The 25,754-nt window shown below is 65.1% G+C and carries 31 protein-coding genes; 20 read left to right on the top strand and 11 right to left on the bottom strand.

The annotated features are described in order from the left end of the window. Positions 1-86 precede the first annotated feature (86 nt). The 4 genes from dapD (at position 87) to EJ073_RS19515 (ending at position 2,463) form a co-directional block, all read left to right on the top strand. The gene (gene dapD / locus EJ073_RS19500) at positions 87-941 is read left to right on the top strand and encodes a 2,3,4,5-tetrahydropyridine-2,6-dicarboxylate N-succinyltransferase (protein ID WP_126057195.1); all 855 of its coding nucleotides are present in this window, start codon (positions 87-89) and stop codon (positions 939-941) included. A gap of 72 nt (positions 942-1,013) precedes the next feature. Further along, complete coding sequence (locus EJ073_RS19505; RefSeq protein ID WP_126057196.1) at positions 1,014-1,376, top strand: DUF805 domain-containing protein; 363 nt, start codon at positions 1,014-1,016, stop codon at positions 1,374-1,376. Beyond that, on the top strand, positions 1,369-1,746 hold the full coding sequence (locus EJ073_RS19510) for a DUF805 domain-containing protein (RefSeq protein WP_245455291.1): 378 nt from the start codon (positions 1,369-1,371) through the stop codon (positions 1,744-1,746). Before EJ073_RS19505 ends, EJ073_RS19510 begins: the two co-directional genes overlap by 8 nt. 15 nt (positions 1,747-1,761) lie before the next feature. Further along, positions 1,762-2,463: a hypothetical protein gene (locus tag EJ073_RS19515; RefSeq protein ID WP_126057198.1), complete on the top strand. Its 702-nt coding sequence runs from the start codon at positions 1,762-1,764 to the stop codon at positions 2,461-2,463. On the opposite strand, the gene EJ073_RS19520 is transcribed toward EJ073_RS19515, so the two are convergent. Continuing rightward, positions 2,438-3,469: a 2-dehydropantoate 2-reductase gene (locus tag EJ073_RS19520; protein ID WP_126057199.1), complete on the bottom strand. Its 1,032-nt coding sequence runs from the start codon at positions 3,467-3,469 to the stop codon at positions 2,438-2,440. The genes EJ073_RS19515 and EJ073_RS19520 overlap by 26 nt on opposite strands. A 116-nt stretch (positions 3,470-3,585) precedes the next feature. On the opposite strand from EJ073_RS19520, the gene dapE reads away from it, so the two are divergent. Then, positions 3,586-4,791: a succinyl-diaminopimelate desuccinylase gene (gene dapE / locus EJ073_RS19525; RefSeq protein ID WP_126057200.1), complete on the top strand. Its 1,206-nt coding sequence runs from the start codon at positions 3,586-3,588 to the stop codon at positions 4,789-4,791. Next, positions 4,778-5,383 (top strand): transporter, encoded by a 606-nt coding sequence (locus tag EJ073_RS19530; protein WP_126057201.1) that lies wholly within the window; start codon positions 4,778-4,780, stop codon positions 5,381-5,383. Before dapE ends, EJ073_RS19530 begins: the two co-directional genes overlap by 14 nt. Here the strand turns inward: EJ073_RS19530 and truA are convergent. From truA to def, 6 genes are all read right to left on the bottom strand, one after another. Next, positions 5,380-6,135, bottom strand: a complete 756-nt coding sequence (gene truA / locus EJ073_RS19535; RefSeq protein ID WP_126057202.1) for a tRNA pseudouridine(38-40) synthase TruA — start codon at positions 6,133-6,135, stop codon at positions 5,380-5,382. The genes EJ073_RS19530 and truA overlap by 4 nt on opposite strands. 19 nt (positions 6,136-6,154) lie before the next feature. Then, positions 6,155-6,661 carry an N-acetyltransferase gene (locus tag EJ073_RS19540; protein WP_126057203.1) on the bottom strand — a complete coding sequence of 169 codons (507 nt, stop codon included), beginning with the start codon at positions 6,659-6,661 and terminating at the stop codon, positions 6,155-6,157. Beyond that, positions 6,658-7,593, bottom strand: a complete 936-nt coding sequence (fmt, locus tag EJ073_RS19545) for a methionyl-tRNA formyltransferase (RefSeq protein WP_126057204.1) — start codon at positions 7,591-7,593, stop codon at positions 6,658-6,660. The genes EJ073_RS19540 and fmt overlap by 4 nt, the downstream gene beginning before the upstream one ends. 30 nt (positions 7,594-7,623) lie before the next feature. Then, a complete protein-coding gene (locus EJ073_RS19550) occupies positions 7,624-8,049 on the bottom strand; it encodes a type II toxin-antitoxin system VapC family toxin (protein WP_126057205.1) in 426 nt (141 codons plus the stop codon). Continuing rightward, entirely contained in the window at positions 8,046-8,327 is a 282-nt protein-coding gene (locus EJ073_RS19555) for a plasmid stabilization protein (RefSeq protein WP_126057206.1), read from the bottom strand. Before EJ073_RS19555 ends, EJ073_RS19550 begins: the two co-directional genes overlap by 4 nt. Before the next feature lie 65 nt (positions 8,328-8,392). Continuing rightward, complete coding sequence (gene def / locus EJ073_RS19560) at positions 8,393-8,923, bottom strand: peptide deformylase (RefSeq protein WP_126057207.1); 531 nt, start codon at positions 8,921-8,923, stop codon at positions 8,393-8,395. Positions 8,924-9,026: 103 nt separating this feature from the next. Here def and EJ073_RS19565 point away from each other — a divergent pair, with 103 nt between their 5' ends. Beyond that, positions 9,027-10,277, top strand: a complete 1,251-nt coding sequence (locus EJ073_RS19565) for a DNA recombination protein RmuC (protein WP_126057208.1) — start codon at positions 9,027-9,029, stop codon at positions 10,275-10,277. 7 nt (positions 10,278-10,284) lie between these two features. Here EJ073_RS19565 and EJ073_RS19570 read toward each other — a convergent pair whose 3' ends face one another. Then, entirely contained in the window at positions 10,285-10,689 is a 405-nt protein-coding gene (locus EJ073_RS19570) for a GFA family protein (protein WP_126057209.1), read from the bottom strand. Between the two features lie 64 nt (positions 10,690-10,753). Next, the gene (locus EJ073_RS19575) at positions 10,754-11,719 is read right to left on the bottom strand and encodes a cation diffusion facilitator family transporter (protein ID WP_126057210.1); all 966 of its coding nucleotides are present in this window, start codon (positions 11,717-11,719) and stop codon (positions 10,754-10,756) included. Positions 11,720-11,755: 36 nt separating this feature from the next. On the opposite strand from EJ073_RS19575, the gene EJ073_RS31640 reads away from it, so the two are divergent. Beyond that, complete coding sequence (locus EJ073_RS31640; RefSeq protein ID WP_189347582.1) at positions 11,756-12,121, top strand: hypothetical protein; 366 nt, start codon at positions 11,756-11,758, stop codon at positions 12,119-12,121. Positions 12,122-12,349: 228 nt separating this feature from the next. Further along, complete coding sequence (gene sugE, locus EJ073_RS19585; RefSeq protein ID WP_126057211.1) at positions 12,350-12,664, top strand: quaternary ammonium compound efflux SMR transporter SugE; 315 nt, start codon at positions 12,350-12,352, stop codon at positions 12,662-12,664. A 73-nt stretch (positions 12,665-12,737) separates the two neighbouring features. Here the strand turns inward: sugE and EJ073_RS19590 are convergent, their stop codons facing one another. Continuing rightward, entirely contained in the window at positions 12,738-13,166 is a 429-nt protein-coding gene (locus EJ073_RS19590; RefSeq protein WP_126057212.1) for a DUF6481 family protein, read from the bottom strand. Between the two features lie 238 nt (positions 13,167-13,404). Between EJ073_RS19590 and EJ073_RS19595 the strand changes: the two genes are divergently transcribed. The 11 genes from EJ073_RS19595 to EJ073_RS19645 all read left to right on the top strand — a co-directional run bounded on the left by EJ073_RS19595 (position 13,405) and on the right by EJ073_RS19645 (position 24,573). Then, positions 13,405-14,460, top strand: coding sequence for an LLM class flavin-dependent oxidoreductase (locus EJ073_RS19595; protein WP_126057213.1), 1,056 nt, complete (start codon positions 13,405-13,407; stop codon positions 14,458-14,460). Between the two features lie 119 nt (positions 14,461-14,579). Then, the gene (locus EJ073_RS19600; RefSeq protein ID WP_126057214.1) at positions 14,580-15,752 is read left to right on the top strand and encodes an AI-2E family transporter; all 1,173 of its coding nucleotides are present in this window, start codon (positions 14,580-14,582) and stop codon (positions 15,750-15,752) included. 83 nt (positions 15,753-15,835) lie between these two features. Then, entirely contained in the window at positions 15,836-16,663 is an 828-nt protein-coding gene (locus EJ073_RS19605) for an arylamine N-acetyltransferase (protein WP_126057215.1), read from the top strand. A gap of 3 nt (positions 16,664-16,666) precedes the next feature. Continuing rightward, the gene (locus EJ073_RS19610; protein ID WP_126057216.1) at positions 16,667-17,665 is read left to right on the top strand and encodes an LLM class flavin-dependent oxidoreductase; all 999 of its coding nucleotides are present in this window, start codon (positions 16,667-16,669) and stop codon (positions 17,663-17,665) included. Between the two features lie 83 nt (positions 17,666-17,748). Then, positions 17,749-18,846, top strand: a complete 1,098-nt coding sequence (locus EJ073_RS19615; protein WP_245455292.1) for an inositol monophosphatase family protein — start codon at positions 17,749-17,751, stop codon at positions 18,844-18,846. After that, positions 18,834-20,750: a molecular chaperone DnaK gene (gene dnaK / locus EJ073_RS19620; protein ID WP_126057217.1), complete on the top strand. Its 1,917-nt coding sequence runs from the start codon at positions 18,834-18,836 to the stop codon at positions 20,748-20,750. The genes EJ073_RS19615 and dnaK overlap by 13 nt, the downstream gene beginning before the upstream one ends. Positions 20,751-20,940: 190 nt before the next feature. Next, positions 20,941-22,071 (top strand): molecular chaperone DnaJ, encoded by a 1,131-nt coding sequence (gene dnaJ / locus EJ073_RS19625; protein ID WP_126057218.1) that lies wholly within the window; start codon positions 20,941-20,943, stop codon positions 22,069-22,071. Between the two features lie 126 nt (positions 22,072-22,197). Continuing rightward, positions 22,198-22,803: a phospholipid N-methyltransferase PmtA gene (pmtA, locus tag EJ073_RS19630; protein WP_126057219.1), complete on the top strand. Its 606-nt coding sequence runs from the start codon at positions 22,198-22,200 to the stop codon at positions 22,801-22,803. Positions 22,804-22,962: 159 nt separating this feature from the next. Further along, complete coding sequence (locus EJ073_RS19635; protein ID WP_126057220.1) at positions 22,963-23,559, top strand: NADPH-dependent FMN reductase; 597 nt, start codon at positions 22,963-22,965, stop codon at positions 23,557-23,559. Then, a complete protein-coding gene (gene pyrF, locus EJ073_RS19640) occupies positions 23,556-24,263 on the top strand; it encodes an orotidine-5'-phosphate decarboxylase (RefSeq protein ID WP_126057221.1) in 708 nt (235 codons plus the stop codon). Before EJ073_RS19635 ends, pyrF begins: the two co-directional genes overlap by 4 nt. A gap of 22 nt (positions 24,264-24,285) precedes the next feature. Then, positions 24,286-24,573: a DUF1330 domain-containing protein gene (locus tag EJ073_RS19645; RefSeq protein ID WP_126057222.1), complete on the top strand. Its 288-nt coding sequence runs from the start codon at positions 24,286-24,288 to the stop codon at positions 24,571-24,573. Positions 24,574-24,624: 51 nt separating this feature from the next. On the opposite strand, the gene EJ073_RS19650 is transcribed toward EJ073_RS19645, so the two are convergent. Next, entirely contained in the window at positions 24,625-25,683 is a 1,059-nt protein-coding gene (locus EJ073_RS19650; protein ID WP_126057223.1) for a D-alanine:D-lactate ligase-like protein, read from the bottom strand. Between the last annotated feature and the right edge of the window lie 71 nt (positions 25,684-25,754).

The following is a 25,754-nucleotide window of genomic DNA, read 5'->3' on the forward strand; positions in this document are numbered from 1 at the left end:
GAAGCGAACGAAGCCTGCTTGGGTCGGCGCGACTTTGAAACAGGTTAAGGCGCTGTCCCTTAACAGCTTGGTAACGGAGCGAATTGATGTCAAAGCCCGATCTGGCGAGCCTCGAAAAGACCATCGAGAAGGCTTTTGACGAGCGCGACGCGATTTCGACCGCGACCCGCGGCGAGACGCGCGATGCCATCGAGGCGGCGCTCGACCTGCTCGACCGCGGCGCTGCCCGCGTCGCCGAGCGCCAGGCCGACGGCAAGTGGCATGTCAACCAGTGGCTGAAGAAGGCGGTGCTGCTTTCCTTCCGGCTGAACCCGATGGAGATCATCAAGGGCGGTCCGGGCCAGGCGGTGTGGTGGGACAAGGTGCCGTCGAAGTTCGACGGCTGGAGCGCGGTCGATTTCGAGAAGGCCGGCTTCCGCGCCGTGCCGTCGTCGATCGTGCGCCGCTCGGCCTACGTCGCGCCGGGCGCCGTGCTGATGCCGTCCTTCGTCAATGTCGGCGCCTATGTCGATTCGGGCACCATGGTCGACACCTGGGTCGGGGTCGGCTCCTGCGCCCAGATCGGCAAGAACGTGCATCTGTCGGGCGGCGTCGGCATCGGCGGCGTGCTGGAGCCGATGCAGGCCGGTCCGACCATCATCGAGGACAATTGCTTCATCGGCGCGCGCTCGGAAGTGGTCGAGGGCTGTATCGTGCGCGAGGGCTCGGTGCTCGGCATGGGCGTGTTCATCGGCCAGTCGACCAAGATCGTCGACCGCGCCACCGGCGAGGTCTTCTATGGCGAAGTGCCGGCCAATTCGGTTGTCGTCGCCGGCTCGATGCCGGGTAAGCCGCTGCCCAACGGCGAACCCGGCCCAAGCCTCTACTGCGCAGTCATCGTCAAGCGGGTCGACGCCAAGACCCGCTCCAAGACCTCGATCAACGAACTGCTTCGCGATTGATCTTTTCGGGAAACGGACGCACCCTCCGCCGGCGCGACAATCCGTCGCGCTGGTTCAACACGGAGGGGCGTCATGGACTGGAAGTATCTTCTGACAAGCTTCGAGGGTCGCATCAACCGCGCCAAGTTCTGGGCTGGCATCGGTGTATTCATTGTCATCGCCATCATTGCCTTCATTCTCGACGCGATCCTCGGCACGCGTTTCACTACGGCCAGCGGCGGCCAGATCGGCATCATCGGCGTCCTCGTCTCGCTGGCGTCGATCTATTTCGCGATTGCCCTCTATGCCAAACGCTGGCACGACCGTAACAAGTCGGGCTGGTGGACGCTGATCGGCCTTATACCTATCATCGGCGGCATCTGGTTGCTGGTCGAACTCGGCATCCTTGAAGGCACCAGGGGCGCCAATCAGTATGGACCGGATCCGCTTGCCTGAAAAATCCGACCTTACCTGGCTTTTCTTCAAAACCTCGGGCCGCGTCAGCCGCGCGGCCTATTTTCTCGGCGGATTGCTGGTCGCCATCGTCCAGGCATTTCCTCTGTATCGCTTCACGCTGGTGCCAGAAGGCTCGCCCGAGAGCAACATGTGGTCGTTCATCTTCTTCATCGCCTTCATCGGCTCGCTATGGTCGAACATCGTTCTGGCGGTGAAGCGGCTGCACGATCTCGACAAGCCCGGGATCGCGGCGCTGGTGCTGTTCGTGCCGGTCGTCTCGATCGTCGCCTTCCTCGTGCTTTGCCTGTTTCCGGGGCAGCCCGGCCCCAACCGCTATGGCAGGCGCACCAACGCGCCAGCCGATTCCTGAGCGACGATCCTCGCCATGCGCTACCGCACGCTTGATCCGAAGCTGATCATCGAGACCGCCGAGCGGCTGGAGGAGCGCGTCGCCGAGCGGTTTCCCGATGCCGGCCTGCGCGGCGTCGCCGCCGAGCTGGTGTCGCTGTCGCGCGACCTGGCAAAGGGCGCCAAGGCGCTGGAAGCGCCGCTCTGGTGGCTGCGCGGCCTCATCGCCGCCGCCGTCATTGCCGGTGCGCTGGTGTTCGTCTTCGTCGGCACCATCCTGCCGCTCGACCGGCTTTCGCGGACCAGCGACGCCCTGCAGTCGGTGCAAGGCATCGAAGCCTCGCTCAACATGATCATCCTCGCCGTGATCGGCTTCTTGGCGCTGATCAGAACCGAGGAGCGCATCAAGCGCAAGCAGGTGTTTCGCCAGCTGCACGGCCTGCGTTCGCTGATCCATGTCATCGACATGCACCAGCTGACCAAGGACCCGGCGACGCTGTCGGCGAATTTCAAGCCGACCTCGCATTCGCCGGCCCGCATCACCAATGCCGCCGACCTCGCCCGCTACCTCGACTATTGCTCGGAGATGCTGTCGATCACCGGCAAGATCGCGGCGCTGTTCGCCCAGTCCGTCAATGACGCCGTGGTCATCGACGGCGTCAACGACGTCGAGAACCTGGCGTCCAACCTGTCGCGCAAGATCTGGCAGAAAATCACCCTGATCGACGATCAGGTGTGACCGCTTCCGGAGGCAGCCGGGGCGAGCCGCGCTTTTGCTGCTCGGCCTCGCGCACCAGGGCCGCGACCCGTGCCGTCAAGGGTGTCGGAACGCCCGCCTTTTCGGCGAGAGCGAGCACCGCGCCTTGCAATTCGCCGATCTCCGTCGGCCGTCCACGCTGCAGATCGTCCCACATGGACGAGCGCGCCTCGGGGTCGATGGCCAGCATGCGCCGCGCCAGCCGCCGGAACAGCCAGTCGGGCAGTTTGAGCGCCCAGGGCAGCAGCGCCGGGCGCAGGCCGGCAATGCGCGCCGGCCGAATTCGGCAAGCCTTCAACGTCGCCAGCGCCTCATCGATCTGGACGGCCAGGATCAGCCGCCAGCGGCGGTCGGCCAACTCGGTTGCCAACGGCAGTCCGGACAGCGCCACCAAAGCGTTGTTGAGGTTCATCAGCAGCTTGCCCCACAGCACCGCCGTCATGTCGGCATGCGTTTCGACCGCGAGCCCCTCGACATCGAGAAGGTCGGCAAGGCCCGCCACGCCGTCCTCGAGCATCACCTTGCCCTCGCTGGCGCGATGCACGTGAAACGGCGCCTCATCCGGGGACTGCACGACATTGAACGGCACCATGCCGGCAAGCACCCGTCGCCCGGCAAGCCTTGCCCGCAGTTTCTCGGCATTGTCGACGCCGTTCTGCAGGCTGACCACCACCGCTTCCGGGCTGGCATGCGCCGCAACGAGCGCCGCCATCTCCTCGGTGGCGCCGCTCTTGACCGTCACCAGGACGATGTCTGCGCCGCCCAGGGCCTCAGCCGGATCGGCGGTGACGGAAAGCGCCGCGGGCGCGATGCGGCGGTCGCGGCAATCGAGGTCGCTGACCCGCAAGCCATCCTTGCGCAACGCCGCCTCGACGCGCGGGCGCGCCAGCAAAGCCACCTTGCGTCCGGCAAGCGCAAGGCAGCCGCCGACATAGCAGCCGATACTGCCGGCGCCGGCAATGGCGATGGTCTTTTCTTCCCTGGCCATGCGATAGTCTCACCTTGGTCTGCGACTATACGACGTGAAAACCATAATGTCGGCGCCATGGCCGGCCATGACGTCTGGTCGTGACAGGCCTTTCGCTTTCGATTATCGCTTTGTCCATGAAATTGCCCACCGACCCCGCCGCAAATCTTGCCGCCCTGATCCGCTGCCCCTCGGTGACGCCCGCCGAAGGCGGCGCGCTCGCCGCGCTTGAGACAATGCTGAAGCCGCTCGGCTTCGCCGTCGAGCGTCCGGTGTTCTCGGAAGACGGCACGCCGGACATCGAGAACCTTTATGCAAGGCGCTCCGGCAACGGACCGCATCTGATGTTCGCCGGCCATACCGACGTCGTGCCGGTTGGCGACGCGGCGGCCTGGACGCACCCGCCCTTCGCCGCCGAGGTCGCCAATGGCGAAATGTATGGCCGCGGCGCCGTCGACATGAAGGGCGGCATCGCCTGCTTCATCGCCGCGGTGGCGCGCCATGTCGAGAAGGCGGGCGGGCCGAAGGGCTCGGTCTCGCTGCTGATCACCGGCGACGAAGAGGGGCCGGCGATCAACGGCACGGTGAAGCTGCTCGAATGGGCGGCGGGCAAAGGCGAGAAATGGGATGCCGCGATCGTCGGCGAGCCGACCAATCCGGACACGCTCGGCGACATGATCAAGATCGGCCGGCGCGGCTCAATCTCCGGCAGCGTGACCGTCAACGGGCGCCAGGGCCACGCCGCCTATCCGCAGCTTGCAGACAATCCGGTGCGCGGGCTGGTCAGCCTGGTCGACGCCTTGCTCCATCCGGTGTTCGACAAGGGGACGAAGGATTTCCAGCCGACCAATCTGGAGGTCACCTCGATCGACGTCGGCAATCCGGCCACCAACGTCATCCCGGCCAAGGCGACGGCCACCTTCAACATCCGCTTCAACGACACGTGGACGGCCGAGACCATCCAGGCCGAGATCCACAACCGCCTCGACCAGGCGGCCGGGCGCAAGAAGTACCGGCCAGGCAAGAAGGCCCCGGTCGACTACGAGCTCGTCTGGCGCAACCGGCCGAGCCACGTCTTCCTGACCCGCGACGAGCGGCTGATCGACACGCTGAGCAGTTCGGTCAAGGCGACGGTCGGCAGGAAGCCGGCGCTCTCCACCTCCGGCGGCACGTCGGACGCACGCTTCATCAAGGACTATTGCCCGGTGGTCGAGTTCGGACTGGTCGGCCAGACCATGCATATGGTCGACGAACGCGTCGCGCTTGCCGACCTCGAGACGCTGACCGGGATCTATCAGCGCTTCATCGAAGACTGGTTCGGGCAGGACCGTGCTGTCGGCTGACGAAACCTACGCGTCGCTGGCCGGCGCCTGGCGGCTGATGCTCGGCAAGGTCGACGGGCTGCGCCTGCTCGACCTGTCGGCGGACGGCTTCTGGAATTCCTTCTTCGCCATCGTCGTGGCGGCGCCGGCGCTGATCGTCGGCTGGGTCGGCATCGCCAACGAGATCGGCGATCCGAACGCCTTCGCCGGACGCTTCAGCATGCTGCTCAGGCTGGCGACGGTCGACATTGGCTCCTGGGTGCTGCCGCTGGTCGGCCTGGCGCTGGTCGCGCCGCGCGTCGGCATCGGCGGCCGGTTCGTCCACTATGTCGTCGCCAGCAACTGGGCGTCGGCGATCATCGCCTGGCTGATGCTGCCGTCGGCGCTGATCCGGCTTTTCCTGCCCTCGACCAACGAGGTCCCGGGGTTGGTGTCGCTGCTCCTGTTCGCAGTCTCGATGATACTGACCTGGCGCATGACCAATGCCGTGATCGGCAGGGGGGCCGCCGTCGGCACCGCGGTCTTCGCCGGCATGTTCGTGGCCTCGCTGGTCGTGCTGTTCGGGCTGCAGGCGCTGCTCGGCATCACCATACCCACCAGGGTAGAGGGCTAGGATCCTTCCGGATAGTCGACGCCAATGAGGAACAGGCCGTCGGGCGGCGCCACCTGGCCGCAGGCGGCGCGGTCTTGCGCGTCGAGCGCCGCCTTGAGATCGGCAGCGGTCCATGAGCCGTCGCCGACGCGCCTCAGTGAGCCAACCATCGAGCGCACCTGGTTGTGCAGGAAGGAGCGCGCGGAGGTTCGCACCTCGATCAGGTCGCCGGAGCGGCTGACATCCAGCCGGTCGAGCGTGCGAACCGGGCTTTCGGCCTGGCACTGTGTCGAGCGGAAGGTGGTGAAGTCATGGCGGCCGAGCAGAACTTTCGCCGCGTCGTGCATGGCCTCGGCGTCGAGCCGTTTCGGCACCCACCAGACCTTGCCCTTTTCCAGCGCCGCCGGCGCACGGCGGTTGAGGATGCGGTAGAGGTAGTGCCGGCCGGTGGCGGAGAAGCGGGCGTCGAAATCGTCGGCAACGATACCCGCCTCCAAGACGGCGATGCGCGCGCCAGCCGCCTGCAGATGGGCGTTGACGGCGTCGCGCACCTTGTCGCCCGACCAGGCCCTGGCGAGGTCAACATGCGCCACCTGGGCGGTGGCATGCACGCCGGCATCAGTGCGGCCTGCGGCGCGCAGCCTGACCTGCTCGCCGCAGAATTTCTCGATCGCCAGTTCGATCGCCTGCTGCACCGAAGGCTGATCCGCCTGGTGCTGCCAGCCGGCGAATTGGCTGCCGTCATATTCGATATCGAGGCGAAAACGCGGCATGGAGGCCTTTGCTTGCCGCCTAGGCGGCAAGCGCGGTGAAGGCCGAAGCGTAGACCAGCTTGCCGCCCTCGGGTGCAGCGCCCCAGGCCAGTGCCTGCAGCGCCTCGCCCTGATACTCGCTCTCGAATTTTTCGGCGCGCGCATGGCTGTAGCCGAAGCGACCGTAGTAGGCAGGGTCGCCGAGCACCACGGCAAGCCGCTCGTCGGCTTCCTTGAGGCGGACATGCGCCTCGCGGATCAGGGCGCCGCCGATACCGGTGCCATGGAAGGACGGCTCGACCGCCAGCGGCGCCAGCGCCACCGCGGCAAACTGCCTGCCGCCGTTCTGCACAAAAAGCCTGGAGAACAGGATATGGCCGACCACCTGGCCGTCCTCTTCCGCCACCAGTTCGACGACGGCATCGCCGCCGGTGACCAGCGCGTCGACCAGGCCGGCCTCCGCCTGCTGGCCGAAGGCATGCTCTTCGACGAGGCGGATCGCCTCGCGATCCCGCGGCGTCGCCGCGCGTATCGACATCATGCTCATGAGAGTTTCGTTCCTTTTCCGATCTTGGCCCCGCGCAAAAACTCCTGCGCGGCGGCGGGCTTTCCGCCCGCCCGTTGAACTTCGACCAGCCGGACCGAGCCTGACCCGCAGGCGACCGTCAGCCGGTCATCGAGAATTCCTCCCGACTCGCCGACGCCATCCGAGAGCGTCGAACGAAGCAGTTTCAGCCGCTCCATGCGGCCGCCAATTTCGACCTCGCACCACGCGCCCGGAAAGGGCGAGAGGCCGCGAATGTGATTGTGGACTTCGCCGGCAGGCCGCGTCCAATCTACGCGTGTCTCCGATTTATCGATCTTTCGGGCGTAGGTCACCCCCGCTGTCGCCTGTTGGGTAAATGTCAGACAATTTATCCCCAACTGCGCGAGCGCTTCGGCCATCAGCGAAGCGCCTATCGCCATGAGGCGGTCATGCAGTTCGCCGGCGGTCATATCGGGTTCGATGGCGCATTTTTCAAGCAACGCCACCGGGCCGGTGTCCAGACCTTCTTCCATGCGCATCACCATCATGCCGGTTTCGGCATCGCCGGCCATGATGGCGCGCTGGATGGGAGCGGCACCGCGCCAGCGCGGCAGAAGCGAGGCATGACCGTTCAGGCAGCCGAGCCGGGGCGCGTCCAAAATGGCTTTCGGCAGCAGCAATCCATAGGCCACGACCACCGCAACATCGGCCCGCAAATCGGCAAAAGCCCGCTGCTCGGCCTCGCCCTTGAGCGAGGCCGGGGTGCGCACCTCTATGCCCAGCCGCTCTGCCTCGCGCTGCGCCGGCGACGGCGTCAACTCAAGCCCGCGCCGGCCGGCGGCGCGTGGCGGCTGGGTGTAGACGGCGACGATCTCGTGACCCGCTTCGGCAATCGCGCGCAGCGTCGGCACGGAAAATTCCGGCGTGCCCATGAAGATGACGCGAAGCGACATTTTGTCGTGCAATCCTATTTTCGTGCTGGCTTAGGCGCCCACTTCAAAAGGGTTTACAAGCTTCAGGTCAAGCCCGTCGAAATCGCGCACGTCGCGCGTTGCGAGCGTGGCGTCGTGGGCCAGACATATGGCGGCAATCATGGCGTCAGAGAGGCTGATGGGACGCCCCACTGCCTCCCGTGCAGCACGCAGCTTCCCAGCAAGCGCAGGGATCGAACCGGAGAAATCGACGACACGGCCGTCAAACTGCTGCGAAATCAATTGGTCGAGTTGACGAACATAGCGTTCCGACCCGGTCCTGTTCAAAACCCGTTCCGCGCCGAAGAACAGTTCCATTACAACCGGGCCGCATAGATGGAGTGCAAGCAGATCCTGTCTGCGAAACCACCCGACCACATTCTCGTCGGGCTTAGGCTTGCTGGTCTCGGAAATGACGTTGGTGTCGAGGACGATCACTCGAAATCCTCTGGCGGGCGGCCGAAGTCTCGTTTCCGCTCCGCTTCGATTTCATCCATGGTTTCGACAAATTCGTCGCTGGCTTCGGCGTCGAACACCGAGCGAATGGAATCCCACGCCGAAAGACCGGGCGCCGACCGGGCTTCCTTCTCAGCGATGATGCCCTTGCGCAGGAGATCGATGGCCTTGCCCGACAGGCTTTGGCCGCCGATGCGGGCCGCCTGCTCGATTTCACGTTTCAAAGGTTCGGGAATACCCCTGATCAGCATGTCACCCATCAGCGTGCCTCAGATTGATATCAATGATATCAATATCTGCACCCAGACTCAAGAAACGGTACCCCCTAGCCCACCAGCTTGCCCGGCGCCTTGTCCCTGGCGAGCTTCCTGAATTTCTTCACGACCATGTCGCGCTTCAGCTTCGAGATGTGGTCGATGAACAGCACGCCGTTGAGATGGTCGATCTCATGCTGCAGGCAGGTCGCCATCAACCCTTCGGCCTGCATCTCCTGCAGCTTGCCGTCGCGGTCGAGATACTTCACCCGCACCGCGGCGGGACGCTCGACCTCGGCATAGTAATCCGGAATCGACAGGCAGCCTTCCTCATAGACGGAACGCTGGTCGGAGCTTTCGAGGATTTCCGGATTGATGAAGACATGTGGCGCCGGCGTCTCGTCCTCCTTGGCAAGGTCGATGACCAGCATGCGCAGCGGCTCGCCGATCTGGATGGCCGCCAGGCCGATGCCCGGCGCGTCATACATGGTGTCCAGCATGTCGCCAGCCAGCTTGCGCAAGGGCGCGTCGACGCGCTCGACCGGTTTGGACACCTGGCGCAGGACGGGATCAGGTAGAATGACAAGTGGCTTGATCGACATGGCGTCTCACCTAAGACGTCATGCGAAAAGCGTCAACCGGGGCAGCTTTGACCTGTTCACGTTTTGATCTGTGCCGGGGGGCCGAATCATCTATGCTGCCCTTATGAACGACCTGAGCTCCATCCTTTCCGAACCCGTGGCCCGGCTCGGCGCCAGCACGCTCACGCTCGGCCATATGCTGGCCTTCGGAGCGATCCTGTTCCTCGGCCTCTTCGTTGCGCTGGTCATCGCGCTGTGGCGCTCGGCCAAGGCACGCACGATCGCCGCGGCGGAGGCCGCCGACCATGCACGCGACGCCGAGGCGCGGATGGCTGGCATCCTGCAGGCCCAGGCCGAGATGCAGGGGCGCATGGGTGCTATCGCCGAAGTGTTCGGGGCGCGGCAGGCCGAGCTCACCCAGTCGATCGGCCAGCGTCTCGACGCCATGACCGGCCGCATCGGCCAGACCATGACCGAGCAGACCAAATCGACGCATGAGAGCCTGGCCAAGCTGCAGGAACGGCTGGCGGTGATCGATACCGCGCAAGGCAACATCCAGTCGCTCGCCGGCCAGGTCGTGCAGCTGCAGGCGATCCTCTCCAACAAGCAGACGCGCGGCGCCTTCGGCCAGTCGCGCATGGAGACGATCGTCGCCGATGGCCTGCCGCATGGTGCCTATGAATTCCAGGCGACCTTGTCGAACGGCAGCCGGCCGGACTGCCTGGTGCGTATGCCGAACGGCGCACCGTCGCTCGCCATCGACGCCAAATTCCCGCTGGAGGCCTGGAACGCCATCCGCGCCGCCGAAGGCGCGGAGATGCAGAAGACCGCGGCGCAGGCCTTCCGGCGCGATATCGAGGTGCATATCCGCGATATCGCCGACAAATACCTGCTCCAGGGCGAAACGCAGGACACCGCCTTCATGTTCGTGCCCTCGGAATCGGTATTCGCCGAGATTCACGAGAATTTCGAGGCGGTGGTGCAGAAGGCGCACCGGGCCCGCGTCGTCATCGTCTCGCCGTCGCTGTTGATGCTGTCGATCCAGGTCATCCAGGCAATCCTGAAGGATGCCCGCATGCGCGAGCAGGCGCATCTGATCCAGGGCGAGGTGATCCGGCTGATGGAGGATGTGGGGCGTGTCGACGAGCGGGTACGCCGGCTGCAGACGCATTTTACCCAGTCGGCCAAGGACATCGACGACATTCTGGTCTCGACGTCTAAAGTGACCAAGCGCGGCCAGAAGATCGAGGCGCTGGAGTTTGGCGAAGGCGAAGCGGAGGCGCCGCGCGGCGGCAGCAGGGTCGAGGCCGGCGCCAGAGTGGCGGATTCCAAGACCGGCCAGTTGAGGCTGAGGGTTGTCGAGGACGGCGACTGAGGCGGCGCTACTGCTCCTCGATGGTCGTCATGCCCTGGAATTCCGGCAACCATTGCAGTGCGGAGCGGTGCCAGACCTGCTTTCTCGGAATCAGTTCCTCGCGCTGACGCGACGTACCGGCCCTGATGCCATAAATCTTCGGCCCATCGCCGACCGAGGTCGCATAGAGATGGGAGCCGCAGTCGCCGCAAAAGCCCTGCGCGCGCTTGGCGCCAGAGGATCCGGTCTTGATGTAGACCTTCGGCGAGCCGCTGGTGATCCGATAGTTGCTTTCCGGGGCTGGAACCGTCACGCGGAAGGCTGTGCCAGTCAATTGCTGGCAGTCCGTGCAGTGGCAGATCGAGGTCTTTTCGGGGTCGACCTCGGCTTCGTAGGTGATGGCGCCGCAATGGCACCCGCCGTCGATTTTCATCCTAGCTTCTCCCTGGATAGTCTTGGAGATTCTAGCGCGGCAACCGGACCATGCAATGACTTGGCTAAATCGGCTGGTCGCCGGACGCGGCGTCGATCAGCTTGCGGCGTTGCTCCCACGTTCCGGTCGTCTGCGGCTTGACGAACAGCCGCGTGATCTCCGGCATCTCGGTTTTCAGCCGCGCCTCCAGCCGCTCGACGCAGACTTCGATCTCGGGCGCCGTCAGATGGTCCTCGAACTCGACGCTCAGGCCGGCGACGATCTCTTGCGGTCCCATATGGACGGTGACAACGCCGTTCGCCCGCCGCACCGCTGGATCCTGCTGCACGATGGCCAGCACCCTCTTCTGCACCTCCGGCAATGCCGGCTCGCCTATGAGCAAGCCCTTGCTCTCGCGCGCCAGGAAGATCGCGGTCGAGCCGAGGATCAGCGCGATGCCGATCGAGGCGGCGCCGTCGAGCTCGGGCATGGCAAAGACTTCCGCCGCCAATATGCCGGCAAAGGCGACGACCAGGCCGAGCAGCGCCGCGCTGTCCTCGAACAGCACCGTATAGACGCTTGGATCCTTGCTGAGCCGCACCGCCTCGAACCAGCCCAGCCTGCCCTTCTCACGGCGGAACGCCATCAGCGCCACATACCAGGAACTGCCCTCGAACAGGAAGGAAAGGCCGAGCACGACATAGTTGACCATGACATTGGCGACCGGCTCCGGCGCCATGATGTGCACCACGCCTTCGTAGAACGACACGCCGGCGCCAAGCGCGAAGACGAGGAGGGCGACGATGAAGCTCCAGAAATAGAGCTCGCGGCCATGGCCGAGCGGATGGCTGCGATCGGGCGGGCGGGCGGCGCGATGCATGCCGTAGAGCAGCAGCCCGCCATTGCCGGTGTCGACCAGCGAATGCACGCCTTCCGAAAGCATCGCCGAACTGCCGGTGAAGGCCGCGGCGGCGAATTTGGTCAACGCGATCGCCAGATTACCGGCAAGCGCCGCGTAGATGACCTTTTTCGATCCGCCATGCCCAGCCATGCCGCGCTGTCCCGGTTGACGCCTGGAGCTTAATGCATGTGGCCCAAAACTGCGCAGCGGTTTTGGGGAGAGCATCAAGACAAAGACTTAAAGCGCGACGCCCGATTCCGTTTCGTCGTGGTGCGCATTAACGCTCGGCCGTCGAAGGTCCACAGGCGATTCACCGGCGAAAACCGGTTGACAGCGGCTAGGCCGCCACGCGCGTCCGACAATGTCCTCTTGCAGTCCGGCTTTTCTCTTGTTTCACTTCATCGCCCACAATCGGAGGAACGAATCATGGCTAAAGGTGCGATGAAGGCGGGCAAGGAAGCCCGTAAGCCGAAGAAGGACGCGAAGAAGCCCGCCGCGGCCCCGGCCCTTAAGGCGCCGCCGGTGAAGGCGACGCGGCTCAAGGACAAATAGGCCTCGGCTGATCCGTCACGGCGCGGATTTACAACCGGCGGCATGGATCATGCTGCCGGTGTTTTGTTGATTGGGCCGAGGACTGCCTATATCAGTGTGGCGAGGACGACCTCGCTTCTCTCCCAAAACCCGGCCGGGACGACCCGTGCTCCCAGTGCTGCTCCGCGCGTCGGCACAGTTGGACCGCAACGCGCCTTGTGGGCAGCACGCAGCGAATGGAGCGTCCCGATGTCGTGGATTTACCTGTTTTTCGCCGGCCTGTTCGAGATCGGCTGGGCGATCGGCCTGAAATACACTGACGGTTTCTCTAAGCTGGTGCCGACGGTGCTGACCGTCGCCTCGATGATCGTCAGCCTCGGCCTGCTCGGCCTGGCGCTGAAGGCGCTGCCCGTCGGCACCGCCTATGCGGTGTGGACCGGCATCGGCACCGTCGGCACCGCGCTGCTCGGCATCTGGCTGCTCGGCGAGCCGGCGACCGTGGTTCGGCTCGCCTGCATCGGCCTCATCGTCTGCGGCATCGTCGGCTTGAAGCTGGTGGCCTGACGTTTGCCGCACGGCAAACGCGTTCGGGGCCGCCCTTGGCGACCCTGAACCTGCTCTTCGAACGAAACCGCTGTTAGCGGGCCGAGAAGCCCGGAGGCGTCCGGCCGACACGCGCCTTGCGCGCGGCATAGCGCGCATCGCGCTTGGCCTTGCGTTCGGCCTCGTCGGCGAGCAAGCGGGAAATGCGCTCGTTCTCTTCGGCTTCCCGGATCTTGGCCTCCGCCGCAGCCGCCTCTTCGGCGGCAATGCGCGCTGCCTCGGCAGCTGCCTCGCGCGCGGCCTTCTCAGCCGCTTCGCGGGCCAGCTTTTCCTGCTTCAGCCTGGCCTTTTCGGCTTCGCGTATCGCGCGCGCCTCAAGGATTGCCTTGCGTTCGGCTTGTCGCGCCAGCACTGCAGGATCGTCCGCCGCCGGCTTTGACTTGAAGCGCTCCAGAAGCGCCTTCTTTGCCTCGTTCGCGGCATTGCGCCGCTCGAAAATGTCTTTTTCCCTGTAGATAGCCAAGTCCACTTCCCTGAAGTCAATTCGCGACGCTTACATACGCGCGAAAACCGATAGTTCAAGCGCCAAAACGGTATGCCAGCCATGAAATTCTGGGCTGTTGCAACTGGGAGACGTCACAATCCCGCGCGAAAACCGACATGCAGTGTTCACAGTCCGCGCCTCTGGCGGCGCGGCGGGCGGGTAGCTATCTCCAGCGCGACGCACAAACATCGAAACAAAGTCATCAGGATGGCACGGCATGGAACTCGGTCTCTACACTTTCGCTGACGTCAGCCCGGAACCCGGGCCGGGCGCCATCGGCCCGCATGAGCGGTTGCGCAATCTGATCGAGGAGATCGAACTGGCCGACCAGGTCGGCCTCGACGTGTTCGGACTGGGCGAGCACCACCGCCCCGACTACGCCGCCTCGGCGCCGGTCGTGGCGCTTGCCGCAGCGGCCGAGCGCACCAGGCGCATCAAGCTGACCAGCGCTGTCACCGTGCTCTCCTCCGACGATCCGGTGCGCGTCTTCCAGCAGTTCGCGACGCTCGACCTGCTGTCCGGCGGCCGCGCCGAGATCATGGCCGGACGCGGCTCCTTCATCGAATCCTTCCCGCTGTTCGGCTTCAACCTCGAAGACTATGACGAGCTGTTCGCCGAGAAGCTCGACCTGCTGCTCGCCATCCGCGATCACGTCAAGGTGACGTGGCAAGGACGCCTGCGCGCGCCGATCAACGGCCGTGGCGTCTATCCGCGCCCCTTCCAGGAGAAACTGCCGGTCTGGATCGCCATCGGTGGCACCCCGCAGTCCGCCGCCCGCGCGGGCGCGCTCGGCCTGCCGCTGGCGCTCGCCATCATCGGCGGCGAGCCGGCGCGCTTTGCGCCGCTGTTCGAGGTCTATCGTCAGGCCGCCAGACGGGCCGGCAACGATCCGGCAAGCCTCGCCACCAGCCTCAACGTGCACGGCTTCATCGCCGAAACCACCGAGCAGGCGGCGGACGATTTCTACGCGCCGCAAGCCGAGGTGATGAACCGCATCGGCCGCGAGCGCGGCTGGGGTCCGACCTCGCGGGCGCATTTCGACCAGTCGCGCGGGCCGAACGGCGCCTTGTTCGTCGGCAATCCCGAACAGGTGGCGGAGAAAATCGTCGCCCAGCACCGGATCTTCAACAATGACCGCTTCCTGCTGCAGATGGCGATCGGCACCATGCCGCACGCCAAGATCATGAAGGCGATCGAGCTCTACGGCACCAGGGTGGCGCCGATCGTCCGCAGGGAGACCGCGAAGATCGCGCCCGCCGAGCCCGTCGCCTGATCGGGTCGCGTGACCTGATCCCATCCGGGCCAAGGGGTCATTGCCGGCTAACGGAACCTTGCAGCTACGCGGGCGTTTTCGCAGGGAAGCCGCGTGTCGCGGTGTGCCCGAGGAAAGCGATGAAGGCCGAACCGACCGCTTCGGGTAGCGCCGGTGCCGCAGGGAGTCCGGACCCGCGCGAGGCCGCGCGAGCGGACACGCATTTGATGCGGTCCCTGCTCATCGGCATCTTCATTCTGATGACCGTCTATGCGCTCTATTTCGGGCGCGCCTTCTTCATGCCGGTGATCCTCGCCTTCCTGCTGGCGCTGACGCTCACGCCGATCGTGCGCTTCCTGCGCCAGCGCGGCGTGCCCGATGCGCTGTCTGCAACGCTGCTTGTGCTCATGTCGGTGATTTTCGTCGCCGGCGCCGGCTATCTGCTCAGCGGCCCGGTCATTGACCTCATCAACAAGGCCCCCTCGATCGGCCTGCAGCTGACCGAGCGCCTGGCACAGCTCAGGCAGCCGTTCGAAAAGATCATGCAGATCTCGCATCAGCTGGAAGGGTTGACCGAGACCTCGCAGGAGCCCGACGTCCAGAAGGTCGTGCTGGCGCAATCCGGCATGTTGTCTTCCGCCGCCGGCAACATCCTGTCGGCGGGCACCGGCATCACCATCGTCTTCGTGCTGTCGCTGTTCCTGCTCGCCTCGGGCACGATGTTCTACGAGAAGATCATCCAGTCGTTCGCCAGCCTCAGCGAGAAGAAGCGGGCCTTGCGGGTCGTCTACGACGTCGAGCGCGAGATCTCGCATTACCTGCTTACCGTTACCATCATCAATGCCGGCCTCGGCACGGTAATTGGCCTGGGCCTGTGGGGGCTCGGCATGCCCAACCCAATGGTCTGGGGCGCGGCCGCCGCCTTGCTCAACTTCCTGCCCTATGTCGGGGCGCTGATGACGATCCTGCTGGTCACGGTGATCGCGCTGATCAGCTTCGACTCGATCTCCTATGCGCTGCTGGCGCCGGCCTTCGTGCTTCTGTGCGACCTGGTAGAGGGCCAGTTCGTGACACCGATGGTGGTCGGCAGACGCCTGGAGATCAACGCGGTGGCGGTCTTCATCGCCATTGCCTTCTGGTCGTGGCTGTGGGGCTTCGTCGGCGCGCTGATGGCGGTACCGCTGCTGGTCGTCATCAAGGTCTTCTGCGACCACTTCGAAGGGCTGAGCCATGTCGGCAATTTCCTGGCGGCACAGCACAGCGTCGTCGTCGAGGAGGATACGGCCGAGGAGAACGGCAAGGTCCGGACCTGACCCAGCCCGGCAATTGTTGGCCGCGCTGTTTGTCGGACCCGGAGCGAGTGCCTATATCGAGCCGGTCAAGCCGGACCTCCTTCATGACCAACGCCTCCTTCGACCTGGATGCCTATTTCGCCCGTATCGGCTATCGCGGTCCGACCGAGGTGTCGCTGGCGACGCTGAAAGCGCTGCACCGGCAGCATCCGCAGGCGATCCCGTTCGAGAACCTCGATCCGTTTCTCGGGCATCCGGTCAAGCTCGATCCCGCCTCGCTGCAGGACAAGGTGTTGGCGCGCGGCCGCGGCGGCTATTGCTATGAGCACAATCTGATCCTCTTGCATGCGCTGACGGCGCTCGGCTTCGAGGTGAGCGGCCTTGCCGCGCGGGTCCTGTGGGGCCAGACCGACGACGCCGTTACCGCGCGCAGCCACATGCTGCTGCGTGTCGAGCTCGACGGCCGCACCCATCTTGCCGATGTCGGCTTCGGCGGGCTGACGCTGACGGCGCCGCTGCTGCTCGAAGCCGGACCCGAGCAGCAGACCCCGCATGAAACCTTCCGCCTCGTGGAGACGGACGATCACTTCCGCCTGCAGGTGGAACTCGGCGGCGCCTGGCGCAACGTCTACCGCTTCGACATGCAGCGCAGCTACGAGGTCGACTATGCGGTCAGCAGCCACTTCCTGTCGACGCATCCGAGCTCGCATTTCCTGTCCTCGGTGATCGCGGCGCGCGCCCTGCCCGACCGGCGCTACGCGCTGCGCAACAACCGGCTGTCGACGCATCATGTCGGCGGCCGCACCGAGCAGCGGGAGATCGCGACGGCGGCCGAACTTGCCGACGTGCTGGAAAACCAGATCGACATCGTCATCCCGGACCGGCCTGCCTTCGAGGCCAGGCTGCGGGAAAAGAGCATCGTGGAGCGCTGAGAAATGACAGCCCTTTCCGTCCTTGACCTGTCGCCGATCGCCGAAGGCAGCGATGCCTCGCGCTCGCTGGCGAACTCGCTCGACCTCGCCCGCCATGCCGAACGCCTCGGCTACAGGCGTTACTGGCTGGCCGAGCATCACAACATGCCGGGCATAGCCAGTGCCGCGACTTCGGTGGTCATCGCCCATGTCGCCGGGGGCACAAAAACGATCCGCGTCGGCGCCGGCGGCATCATGCTGCCCAACCATGCGCCGCTGGTCATCGCCGAGCAGTTCGGCACGCTGGCGGCGTTGTTTCCCGGCCGCATCGACCTCGGGCTAGGCCGCGCGCCGGGCACCGACATGATGACCGCCAGGGCGCTGCGCCGCAATCTCGAGGCCAGCGATAATTTCCCGCAGGACGTCGTCGAGCTGATGGGCTATTTCCAGCCGGCCGAGGAGGGTCAACGCATCCGCGCCGTGCCCGGCGAAGGCCAAAAGGTGCCGGTCTGGATCCTCGGCTCCAGCCTGTACGGCGCGCAACTCGCCGCCCTGCTCGGCCTTCCTTACGCCTTCGCCTCGCATTTCGCGCCGGCCGAGCTAGACCATGCACTTGAGGTCTACCGCTCGCGCTTCCAGCCGTCGGCCGAACTCGACAGGCCGTATGTCATGCTTGGCCTCAACGTCTTCGCCGCGCCGACCGACGCCGAGGCACGGCATTTGTTCACTTCGCTGCAGCAGGCCTTCGTCAATCTGCGCACCGGCCGGCCCGGCCGGTTGCCGCCGCCGGTCGAGGGCTACGAGCAGACGCTGGACCCGATGGCGAAGACCATGCTGGGCCAGGCGCTGTCCTGCGCCGTCGTCGGGTCGCCGGAGACGGTGAGGCTCGGCATCGATGCCTTCGTACGCCGCACTGGCGCCGACGAGCTGATGGTGACGGCGCAGATCTTCGACCATGCGGCCAGGGTGCGCTCGTTCGAGATCCTTGCCTACGTCCACAAGTCGCTGTCGCGGGCGGCCTGAGGCCATTCACTGGTTTTGCCGCTTTTGCAGGGCAGCGGCTTTTGCTATGGGCGGACCACGCTTTCCCGGCAGCGAGCACGCCTGTGACCAACGACCTCGACGCGCGAACGCGCTTTGCCATCGACCTTGCGCGCCGCGCCGGCGAGCTCGGCCTGAAATATTTCCGCGACCTCGAAAACCTGACCGTCGAGAGCAAGGGCCATCAGGACCTGGTCTCGGACGGCGACCGCGAAGTCGAGCTGTTCATCCGCGCCGCCATTGCCGACGCCTATCCGCGGGACGGCATCGTCGGCGAGGAACATGCGCCGGTCGTCGGAACGACCGGCTTTGTCTGGGTGATCGACCCGATCGACGGCACCGCCAATTTCGTGCGCGGGATTCCGGCCTGGTGCGTGGTGATCGCCTGCGCCCGCGAGGGCGGGACCGTCGTCGGCGTGATCCACGAGCCCTCGACCGGCGAGACCTTCCACTGCCATCGTGATGGCGGCGCCTTCGTCAACGGCCGGCCGATCAAGGCGAGCGATGCCGCGAGCCTCACCGAAGGATCGGTGGGAACCGGCCTGTCCAACCGGGCCGATACCGGGCATGTCGCCGTGCTCATCCGCCAGATCATGGCTGAAGGCGGCGTCTTCTACCGCAACGCGTCGGGCGCGCTGATGCTGGCTTATGCCGCGTCCGGCCGGCTGCTCGGCTATATCGAGGAACACATGAACGCCTGGGATTGCCTGGCCGGCATGCTGCTTGTCGAGGAAGCCGGAGGCACGGTGCTGAAGCCCGATCCGAAAACCGTCATCAGCCAGGGAACGCTGGTGATCGCCGGCGGAACGGCGATTTTTTCCCGAAGCTGCGGGCGCTTTCCCAGCAGGCGTTCGGGCTCTGATTGTGGCGGCTGCGACGTTTTTGCCCGCGGCGGATTGTGCAAGTCCGTCCGTGTCCGGCGGCAAATCGGCTGCGATATGCGCGATTTAGGCATTTTTCCCGTCATCTGGCGGGATCGTGGACGCCTTGCGCAGAATGCTTGCGCCCCGTGCAGCCTGTTCTTATATACGCGCCAAGCCGTTCGGCGCCGGAACGCCGGTTGCCGGAACGGGATTTCTTGTGAACAGGGGCTTTCGTTGGAACGCCTGATCAGGGTCCTGAGAGCCTGCTTAGCGGAGAGACTAGAACAATGGCAAAAGTAATCGGTATCGACCTCGGAACCACCAACTCCTGTATTGCCATCATGGACGGCAAGGAGCCCAAGGTTATCGAGAATGCGGAGGGCGCGCGCACGACCCCTTCGATCGTCGCCATCTCGAGCGACGGCGAACGCCTCGTCGGCCAGCCGGCCAAGCGCCAGGCGGTCACCAATCCTGAGAACACCATCTTCGCGGTGAAGCGCCTGATCGGCCGCCGCTATGACGATCCGGTGACGGAGAAGGACAAGAAGCTTGTCCCCTACAAGATCGTCAAGGGCGACAATGGCGATGCCTGGGTCGAGGCCGGCGGCAAGAAGCAGTCGCCCAGCCAGATCTCGGCCATGATCCTGCAGAAGATGAAGGAAACGGCGGAAGCCTATCTCGGCGAGAAGGTCGAGAAGGCGGTCATCACCGTTCCGGCCTATTTCAACGACGCCCAGCGCCAGGCGACCAAGGACGCCGGCAAGATCGCCGGCCTCGAAGTGCTGCGCATCATCAACGAGCCGACGGCCGCGGCCCTTGCCTACGGCCTCGACAAGAAGGACGGCAAGACCATCGCCGTCTATGACCTTGGCGGCGGCACCTTCGACATTTCGGTGCTCGAGATCGGCGACGGCGTCTTCGAGGTGAAGTCGACCAATGGCGACACCTTCCTCGGCGGCGAGGATTTCGACATGCGCCTGGTCGAGTACCTGGCGGCCGAGTTCAAGAAGGAGCAGGGCATCGACCTGAAGGCCGACAAGCTCGCCCTGCAGCGTCTCAAGGAAGCGGCCGAGAAGGCCAAGATCGAGCTGTCGTCAACGACGCAGACCGAGATCAACCTGCCCTTCATCACCGCCGACGCCACCGGGCCGAAGCACCTGACGCTGAAGCTGACCAGGGCGAAGTTCGAAAGCCTGGTCGAGGATCTCGTCCAGCGCACGATCGACCCCTGCAAGGCGGCGCTCAAGGATGCCGGCCTGAAGGCTGGCGAGATCGACGAGGTCGTCCTGGTCGGCGGCATGACCCGCATGCCCAAGATCCAGGAGATCGTGAAGCAGTTCTTCGGCAAGGACCCGCACAAGGGCGTCAACCCGGATGAGGTCGTCGCGCTTGGCGCCGCCATCCAGGCCGGCGTGCTGCAGGGCGACGTCAAGGACGTGCTCCTGCTCGACGTGACGCCGCTGTCGCTCGGCATCGAAACGCTGGGCGGCGTGTTCACCCGCCTGATCGAGCGCAACACCACGATCCCGACCAAGAAGAGCCAGGTGTTCTCGACCGCCGAGGACAGTCAGTCGGCGGTGACGATCCGCGTCTTCCAGGGCGAGCGCGAGATGGCGGCAGACAACAAGCTGCTCGGCCAGTTCGACCTTGTCGGCATCCCGCCGGCACCGCGCGGCGTGCCGCAGATCGAGGTCACCTTCGACATCGACGCCAACGGCATCGTCAACGTCTCGGCCAAGGACAAGGGCACCGGCAAGGAGCACCAGATCCGCATCCAGGCTTCCGGCGGCCTTTCGGACGCCGACATCGAGAAGATGGTCAAGGACGCCGAGGCCAATGCCGAAGCCGACAAGAAGCGGCGCGCCGTGGTCGAGGCCCGCAACCAGGCCGAGGCGCTGGTGCATTCCTCGGAGAAGTCGCTGAAGGAATATGGCGATAAGGTCTCGGAAGCCGACCGTACGGCGATCGCCGATGCGATCGCGGCGCTGAAGGCCGCCACCGAAGGCGACGACGCGGCCGAGATCGAGGCCAAGACGCAGGCGCTCGCCGAAGCTTCGATGAAGCTCGGCCAGGCCATGTACGAAGCCTCGCAGAAGGAAGCGGCCGAGGCCGACGCCAAAGCGGACGCCGCCAAGGATTCGGACGTGGTCGACGCCGATTTCGAGGAAATCGACGAGGACGACGACAAGAAGAAGTCGGCCTGAGCCGCCTGACGGCAAATAATGCGAAAAGCCCGGCGCAAGGCCGGGCTTTTTTGCAACCCTTCATGAAAAAGTGCGGGCAAGGCCGCGCCAGCACTGGCATCCGGACGCCATCGCACCTAAATCGGAACGACGTGCCGGCAAACGACGCAACAGTGCATCAAGACATTGAGCATCCGGACTGCGGGAAAAAATGAAAGCTGATTTCTACGAGACGCTGGGCGTGCAAAAGGGCGCCGACGACAAGGAGCTCAAGAGCGCTTTCCGCAAGCTCGCCATGCAGTTTCATCCCGACCGCAATCCCGGCGATCACGCCTGCGAGCACAAGTTCAAGGAAATCAACGAAGCCTACGAGACGCTGAAGGACCCGCAGAAGCGCGCGGCCTATGATCGTTTCGGCCACGCCGCCTTCGAACATGGCGGCATGAATGGCGCCGCGCAGGGCTTCGGCGCCGGCGGCTTCGCCGACATCTTCGAGGATATTTTCGGCGACATGATGGGCGGCCGCCAGCGCCGCTCGTCGGGCGGCCGCGAGCGTGGCGCGGACCTGCGCTACAATATGGAGATTTCGCTGGAGGAGGCGTTTTCCGGCAAGACCGCGCAAATCCGCGTGCCGGCCTCGATCTCCTGCTCTGAATGTTCGGGCAGCGGCGCCAAGCCCGGCACCCAGCCGGCCACCTGCTCGATGTGCAACGGCCACGGCAAGGTGCGCGCCACGCAAGGCTTCTTCTCGATCGAGCGCACCTGCCCGCAGTGCCAGGGCCGCGGCCAGACGATCAAGGACCCGTGCCCGAAATGCGCCGGCCAGGGCCGCGTCACTGAGGAACGTTCGCTGTCGGTCAACATCCCGGCCGGCATCGAGGACGGCACCCGCATCCGGCTGGCCAATGAGGGCGAGGCCGGCCTGCGCGGCGGCCCGTCGGGCGACCTCTACATTTTCCTCGCGGTCAAGCCGCACGAGTTCTTCCAGCGCGACGGCGCCGACCTCTACTGCAAGGTGCCGATCTCGATGACGACAGCGGCTCTCGGTGGGTCCTTCGAGGTGACGACGCTCGACGGCACGCAGACCAAGGTGAAGGTGCCGGAAGGCACGCAGAACGGCCGCCAGTTCCGGTTGAAGGGCAAGGGCATGCCGGTGCTGCGCCAGCCCAATGTCGGCGACCTCTACATCCAGACCGCGGTCGAGACGCCGCAGAACCTGTCGCGCCGGCAGCGTGAGCTCCTGGAAGAGTTCGAGCAGCTGTCCTCGCAGGACAATTCGCCCCAGTCGAGCGGCTTCTTCGCCCGCATGAAGGACTTTTTCGAATCCTTCAGCGACCGCTGAGAGGTTGAAGGGCATGTCCCGGGGATTGCTTCCCGAGCGTCATCAACACCTTATGCCAGGTTGACGCCTTGCCTTGTCCCACCTAGCTGCTAATTAGCGGGTCGGGGAGCGTTGAGGAGAGCTCGCATGGCACGTGGTCCCGGGTTGCGCAAGTCGCTGGCGGAGAAGTTCGACGACGAGCTGAAGTTCTTCAGGGGCTGGATCGACAAGCCGAAGACGGTCGGCTCGATCGTTCCCACCAGTTCCATCACCGCCCGCAAGATGGCCTCGATCGTCAATCCGAAATCCGGCCTGCCGGTGCTTGAGGTCGGCCCCGGCACCGGCGTCATCACCCGCGCCATCCTGGCGCAGGGGATAAAGCCGGAAAATCTCTACGCGGTCGAATACTCGACCGATTTCGTGCGCCACCTGCGTCGGCTTTATCCGGGCGTCAACGTCATCGAAGGCGACGCCTTCAATCTCAACGCGACGCTCGGCGACAAGCGCGACATGGTGTTCGATTCGGTTGTCTCCGGCGTGCCGCTGCTGAACTTCCCGGTCGCCCAGCGCATCGCCTATATCGAAAGCCTGCTCGACCGCATCCCCGCCGGCCGGCCGATCGTTCAGCTGACCTATGGTCCGCTGTCGCCGATCCCGCCCGGCCGCGGCGACTACACGGTCAAGCATTTCGATTTCATCATCCGCAACATCCCGCCGACGCAGCTGTGGATCTACCGGCGCGAGGCGCATTAGAGGAGAAGGAATAGGGGAGTACGGCAGTGGGGCAGCAGGGGAGTGAACGGCTCGATACCGTACTGCCTTACTGCCTTACTGCCCTACTCTCTTCCTCCCTCATCCAAACGTTGATTTGAGCGGCCCCTTTCTGTACCTGTCCGGGAACAAGGGTGGCCAATGCCAATGATCCCAAAAATCCTCGTCTTCGCAGGCTCGATCCGGTGGGGCGCCTTCAGCGGCAGGACCGCGGACGTGGCGCAGAAAGAGCTTGCCATGCAGGGCGCCGAGGTGACCCGCATCTCGCTTGGCGACTATCCGCTGCCGATCATGGACGAGGACTTGGAAAAGGAGAAAGGCATTCCCGAGAATGCCATGCGGATCGGCCGGCTGATCGCCAACCACGATGGACTGTTGATCGCCACGCCGGAATATAACGGCTCGCTGCCACCTCTGCTCAAGAACAGCATCGACTGGGTGAGCCGGATACGCCGCGACGGCGGCCGCTCGTTCAGGCCGTTTGCAGGCAAGCCCGCCGGCCTCTGCTCCTCCTCCGACGGCAAGTTTGCCGGCATACGCTGCATCAATCACCTGCGCGCCGTGCTGGTGCGCTGCCAGGTCGAGGTGGTCACGCCGGAATGCTCGGTCTCTGGCGCCAGCGACGCCTTCGACGAGAATGGACATTTCCGCGACGACAGACTACGCCAATCGATGGAGCGCCTATGCCGCACACTGATCGAAACCTCGCGCATGCTGTCCAGCCGGATCGAAGCATGATCCCGGAGCATGCCGACACCATGCGCGACAGGCTGATCGTCGGTCTCGACGTGCCGACGGTGAAGGACGCCGAGAAAGCGGTGCGCGAGCTCGACGGCACGGTCTCCTTCTACAAGATCGGCTATCAGCTGGCCTTCGCCGGCGGACTCGACTTCGCTCGCGAGCTTGCCAGCGGCGGCATCAGGATCTTCCTCGACATGAAGCTGCTCGACATCGACAACACGGTGGCCAAGGGGGTCGAGAACATCGTCAGGATGGGCATGACGATGCTCACCATCCACTCCTATCCCAAGGCGATGCGGGCTGCTGTCGAAGCGGCCCGGGGCAGCGATCTCTGCCTGCTCGCGGTCAGCGTGCTGACCTCGATGGACGAGCAGGACATGATCGACGCCGGCTACGAATACGACCCGCACACGCTGGTGCTGAGGCGCTCAGAGCAAGCGCTGCATGCCGGCATGGGCGGCGTCGTCTGTTCCGCCGAGGAGGCGGAAGCCGTGCGCCGGATCGTCGGGCCGAACATGGCCGTGGTCACGCCGGGAATACGCCCCAAGGGCAGCGACCATGGCGACCAGAAACGGGTGGTGACCCCGGCGCAGGCGATTCGCAACGGCTCCAGCCATCTTGTCGTTGGCCGCCCGATCGTCGGCGCCGCCGACAGGCGCGCTGCCGCCGAGGCCATCCTGGCCGAAATGCGGTCCGCATAAGTCCCAAACTCGGAGAAACGATATGGCAAAGGGATACTGGGTCGCCCGCGTCGATGTGCGCGACGCCGAGGGCTACAAGGACTATGTCGCCGCCGCGAAGCCGGCCTTCGAGCGGTTCGGCGCGAAATTCCTGGAGCGCGGCGGCGAGCACGAGAAGGCCGAGGGGCCGGGCCGCGCGCGCAACGTCATCATCGAGTTTCCGTCGCTTGCCGCGGCGCATGAATGCTACCATTCGCCGGAATACCAGCGCGCCGTCGCCATCCGCCAGAAGGTGGCCGACGGCGAGATCGTGCTGGTCGAGGGCATCTAGCCCCCTGCTTGACCATGACCTTGTCCGAAAACCGGCTCCCACTTTTCGGGGTCATGGTCGAAGCCGGGTCCTCGCGGTTTCGGCCATCGCATCGGCGAGACCGAGGCCCCATTGCGCGCGGCAATAGTCACGGAAATCGAAGCAGGGCAGGCCGGGACAGACCTCGAACTCGATGAGATGGACGGTGTCGTCGGCCTCCACCCTGAGGTCGACGGAGAAGACATCGCGCAAGCCGAGCCCGGTCATCAGGCCCCCGGCGATCCGGCGGATTATCGCATCGGCTGCCGGTTGGCTCGCGGTGACGGGCTCGAGCACCGGCTCGGCATAGGTTCCGGCGGCCTTCGCGATCCCGCCGGTATCGCCATAGAGCGCCAGGCTGTCGGCCATGGTCTGGAAATCGCCACCGGACTCGACGAAGGCGATGCCGAGCGCCTCGACGCCGGTCTCCGGCTTCAGGCCGAGGAAGCTGGCGCGCACGTTGCGGCCGGCGACATAGGGCTGGACGACGACGTCGTCGCGATAGTGGGCGAAGACGCGCCGGCTAAGCTCCAGCGCATGACCGAGATCAGCCACACGCGAATCCGGCCAGATGCCGATCTTGGCACCGAGGCGGTTCGGCTTGACGAACCAGCCGGCTTCCGAGGCTGGCGGCTCGACCAGCCATTCCCCGTTCCGCGCCAGACCTGCCTGCGGCGCCGGCAAGCCAAGCGCGCCGAGCACGGCGCCGGAGCGGAACTTGTCCTGGCAGAGCGCGAATAAGGAATCGTCGGCGCCGATGGTCTTCAGCCCATTGAGCCTTGCCAGCGCGGGCGCCGCGCCGCCCCGGAAATAGGCGATGCCGTCGGTCAGCGTCCAGACCAGCGTGGCATCCCGATCAGCGCGGGCAAGCACGCCGGCGGCTTCATCCAGCTCGACCGACGCAAAGGCGAGGCCGCGCGCTTCGCAAGCAGCGGCCAGCACCTCGAATTCCGGCGCAAGGTCGGTCGACTGTGCCAGGTAGGACGATATCTCGGTGGCGCGCTCCGCCGGGTAGCCGTCGGCGACCAGCCGGTCGAAACAGGCTTTCTCCGGCTCGTGGACGAGGATCAGTCTCGGCTGGTTGCGCGGCATCGATTGGAAAGGCTCTTGGCGGTCCGGCCTCTACCATCGCACGGCTGACGCCATTGGCTCTCGCGAAACCG

The organism is Mesorhizobium sp. M4B.F.Ca.ET.058.02.1.1 (assembly GCF_003952505.1).
GTDB lineage: Bacteria > Pseudomonadota > Alphaproteobacteria > Rhizobiales > Rhizobiaceae > Mesorhizobium.

What these genes read in the sequence shown, in the direction of transcription:
- EJ073_RS19565 (WP_126057208.1), top strand. Translation starts at nt 9,027, where the DNA reads ATGAACGACCTGAGCTCCATCCTTTCCGAACCCGTGGCCCGGCTCGGC.
- dnaJ (WP_126057218.1), top strand. Translation starts at nt 20,941, where the DNA reads ATGAAAGCTGATTTCTACGAGACGCTGGGCGTGCAAAAGGGCGCCGAC.
- EJ073_RS19605 (WP_126057215.1), top strand. Translation starts at nt 15,836, where the DNA reads ATGACCAACGCCTCCTTCGACCTGGATGCCTATTTCGCCCGTATCGGC.
- EJ073_RS19515 (WP_126057198.1), top strand. Translation starts at nt 1,762, where the DNA reads ATGCGCTACCGCACGCTTGATCCGAAGCTGATCATCGAGACCGCCGAG.
- pyrF (WP_126057221.1), top strand. Translation starts at nt 23,556, where the DNA reads ATGATCCCGGAGCATGCCGACACCATGCGCGACAGGCTGATCGTCGGT.
- EJ073_RS19555 (WP_126057206.1), bottom strand. Translation starts at nt 8,327, where the DNA reads ATGGGTGACATGCTGATCAGGGGTATTCCCGAACCTTTGAAACGTGAA.
- EJ073_RS19575 (WP_126057210.1), bottom strand. Translation starts at nt 11,719, where the DNA reads ATGGCTGGGCATGGCGGATCGAAAAAGGTCATCTACGCGGCGCTTGCC.
- EJ073_RS31640 (WP_189347582.1), top strand. Translation starts at nt 11,756, where the DNA reads ATGTGGCCCAAAACTGCGCAGCGGTTTTGGGGAGAGCATCAAGACAAA.
- pmtA (WP_126057219.1), top strand. Translation starts at nt 22,198, where the DNA reads ATGGCACGTGGTCCCGGGTTGCGCAAGTCGCTGGCGGAGAAGTTCGAC.
- EJ073_RS19570 (WP_126057209.1), bottom strand. Translation starts at nt 10,689, where the DNA reads ATGAAAATCGACGGCGGGTGCCATTGCGGCGCCATCACCTACGAAGCC.
- dapE (WP_126057200.1), top strand. Translation starts at nt 3,586, where the DNA reads ATGAAATTGCCCACCGACCCCGCCGCAAATCTTGCCGCCCTGATCCGC.
- EJ073_RS19505 (WP_126057196.1), top strand. Translation starts at nt 1,014, where the DNA reads ATGGACTGGAAGTATCTTCTGACAAGCTTCGAGGGTCGCATCAACCGC.
- truA (WP_126057202.1), bottom strand. Translation starts at nt 6,135, where the DNA reads ATGCCGCGTTTTCGCCTCGATATCGAATATGACGGCAGCCAATTCGCC.
- EJ073_RS19595 (WP_126057213.1), top strand. Translation starts at nt 13,405, where the DNA reads ATGGAACTCGGTCTCTACACTTTCGCTGACGTCAGCCCGGAACCCGGG.
- dapD (WP_126057195.1), top strand. Translation starts at nt 87, where the DNA reads ATGTCAAAGCCCGATCTGGCGAGCCTCGAAAAGACCATCGAGAAGGCT.
- EJ073_RS19540 (WP_126057203.1), bottom strand. Translation starts at nt 6,661, where the DNA reads ATGAGCATGATGTCGATACGCGCGGCGACGCCGCGGGATCGCGAGGCG.
- EJ073_RS19520 (WP_126057199.1), bottom strand. Translation starts at nt 3,469, where the DNA reads ATGGCCAGGGAAGAAAAGACCATCGCCATTGCCGGCGCCGGCAGTATC.
- EJ073_RS19600 (WP_126057214.1), top strand. Translation starts at nt 14,580, where the DNA reads ATGAAGGCCGAACCGACCGCTTCGGGTAGCGCCGGTGCCGCAGGGAGT.
- dnaK (WP_126057217.1), top strand. Translation starts at nt 18,834, where the DNA reads ATGGCAAAAGTAATCGGTATCGACCTCGGAACCACCAACTCCTGTATT.
- def (WP_126057207.1), bottom strand. Translation starts at nt 8,923, where the DNA reads ATGTCGATCAAGCCACTTGTCATTCTACCTGATCCCGTCCTGCGCCAG.
- sugE (WP_126057211.1), top strand. Translation starts at nt 12,350, where the DNA reads ATGTCGTGGATTTACCTGTTTTTCGCCGGCCTGTTCGAGATCGGCTGG.
- fmt (WP_126057204.1), bottom strand. Translation starts at nt 7,593, where the DNA reads ATGTCGCTTCGCGTCATCTTCATGGGCACGCCGGAATTTTCCGTGCCG.
- EJ073_RS19635 (WP_126057220.1), top strand. Translation starts at nt 22,963, where the DNA reads ATGCCAATGATCCCAAAAATCCTCGTCTTCGCAGGCTCGATCCGGTGG.
- EJ073_RS19610 (WP_126057216.1), top strand. Translation starts at nt 16,667, where the DNA reads ATGACAGCCCTTTCCGTCCTTGACCTGTCGCCGATCGCCGAAGGCAGC.
- EJ073_RS19645 (WP_126057222.1), top strand. Translation starts at nt 24,286, where the DNA reads ATGGCAAAGGGATACTGGGTCGCCCGCGTCGATGTGCGCGACGCCGAG.
- EJ073_RS19650 (WP_126057223.1), bottom strand. Translation starts at nt 25,683, where the DNA reads ATGCCGCGCAACCAGCCGAGACTGATCCTCGTCCACGAGCCGGAGAAA.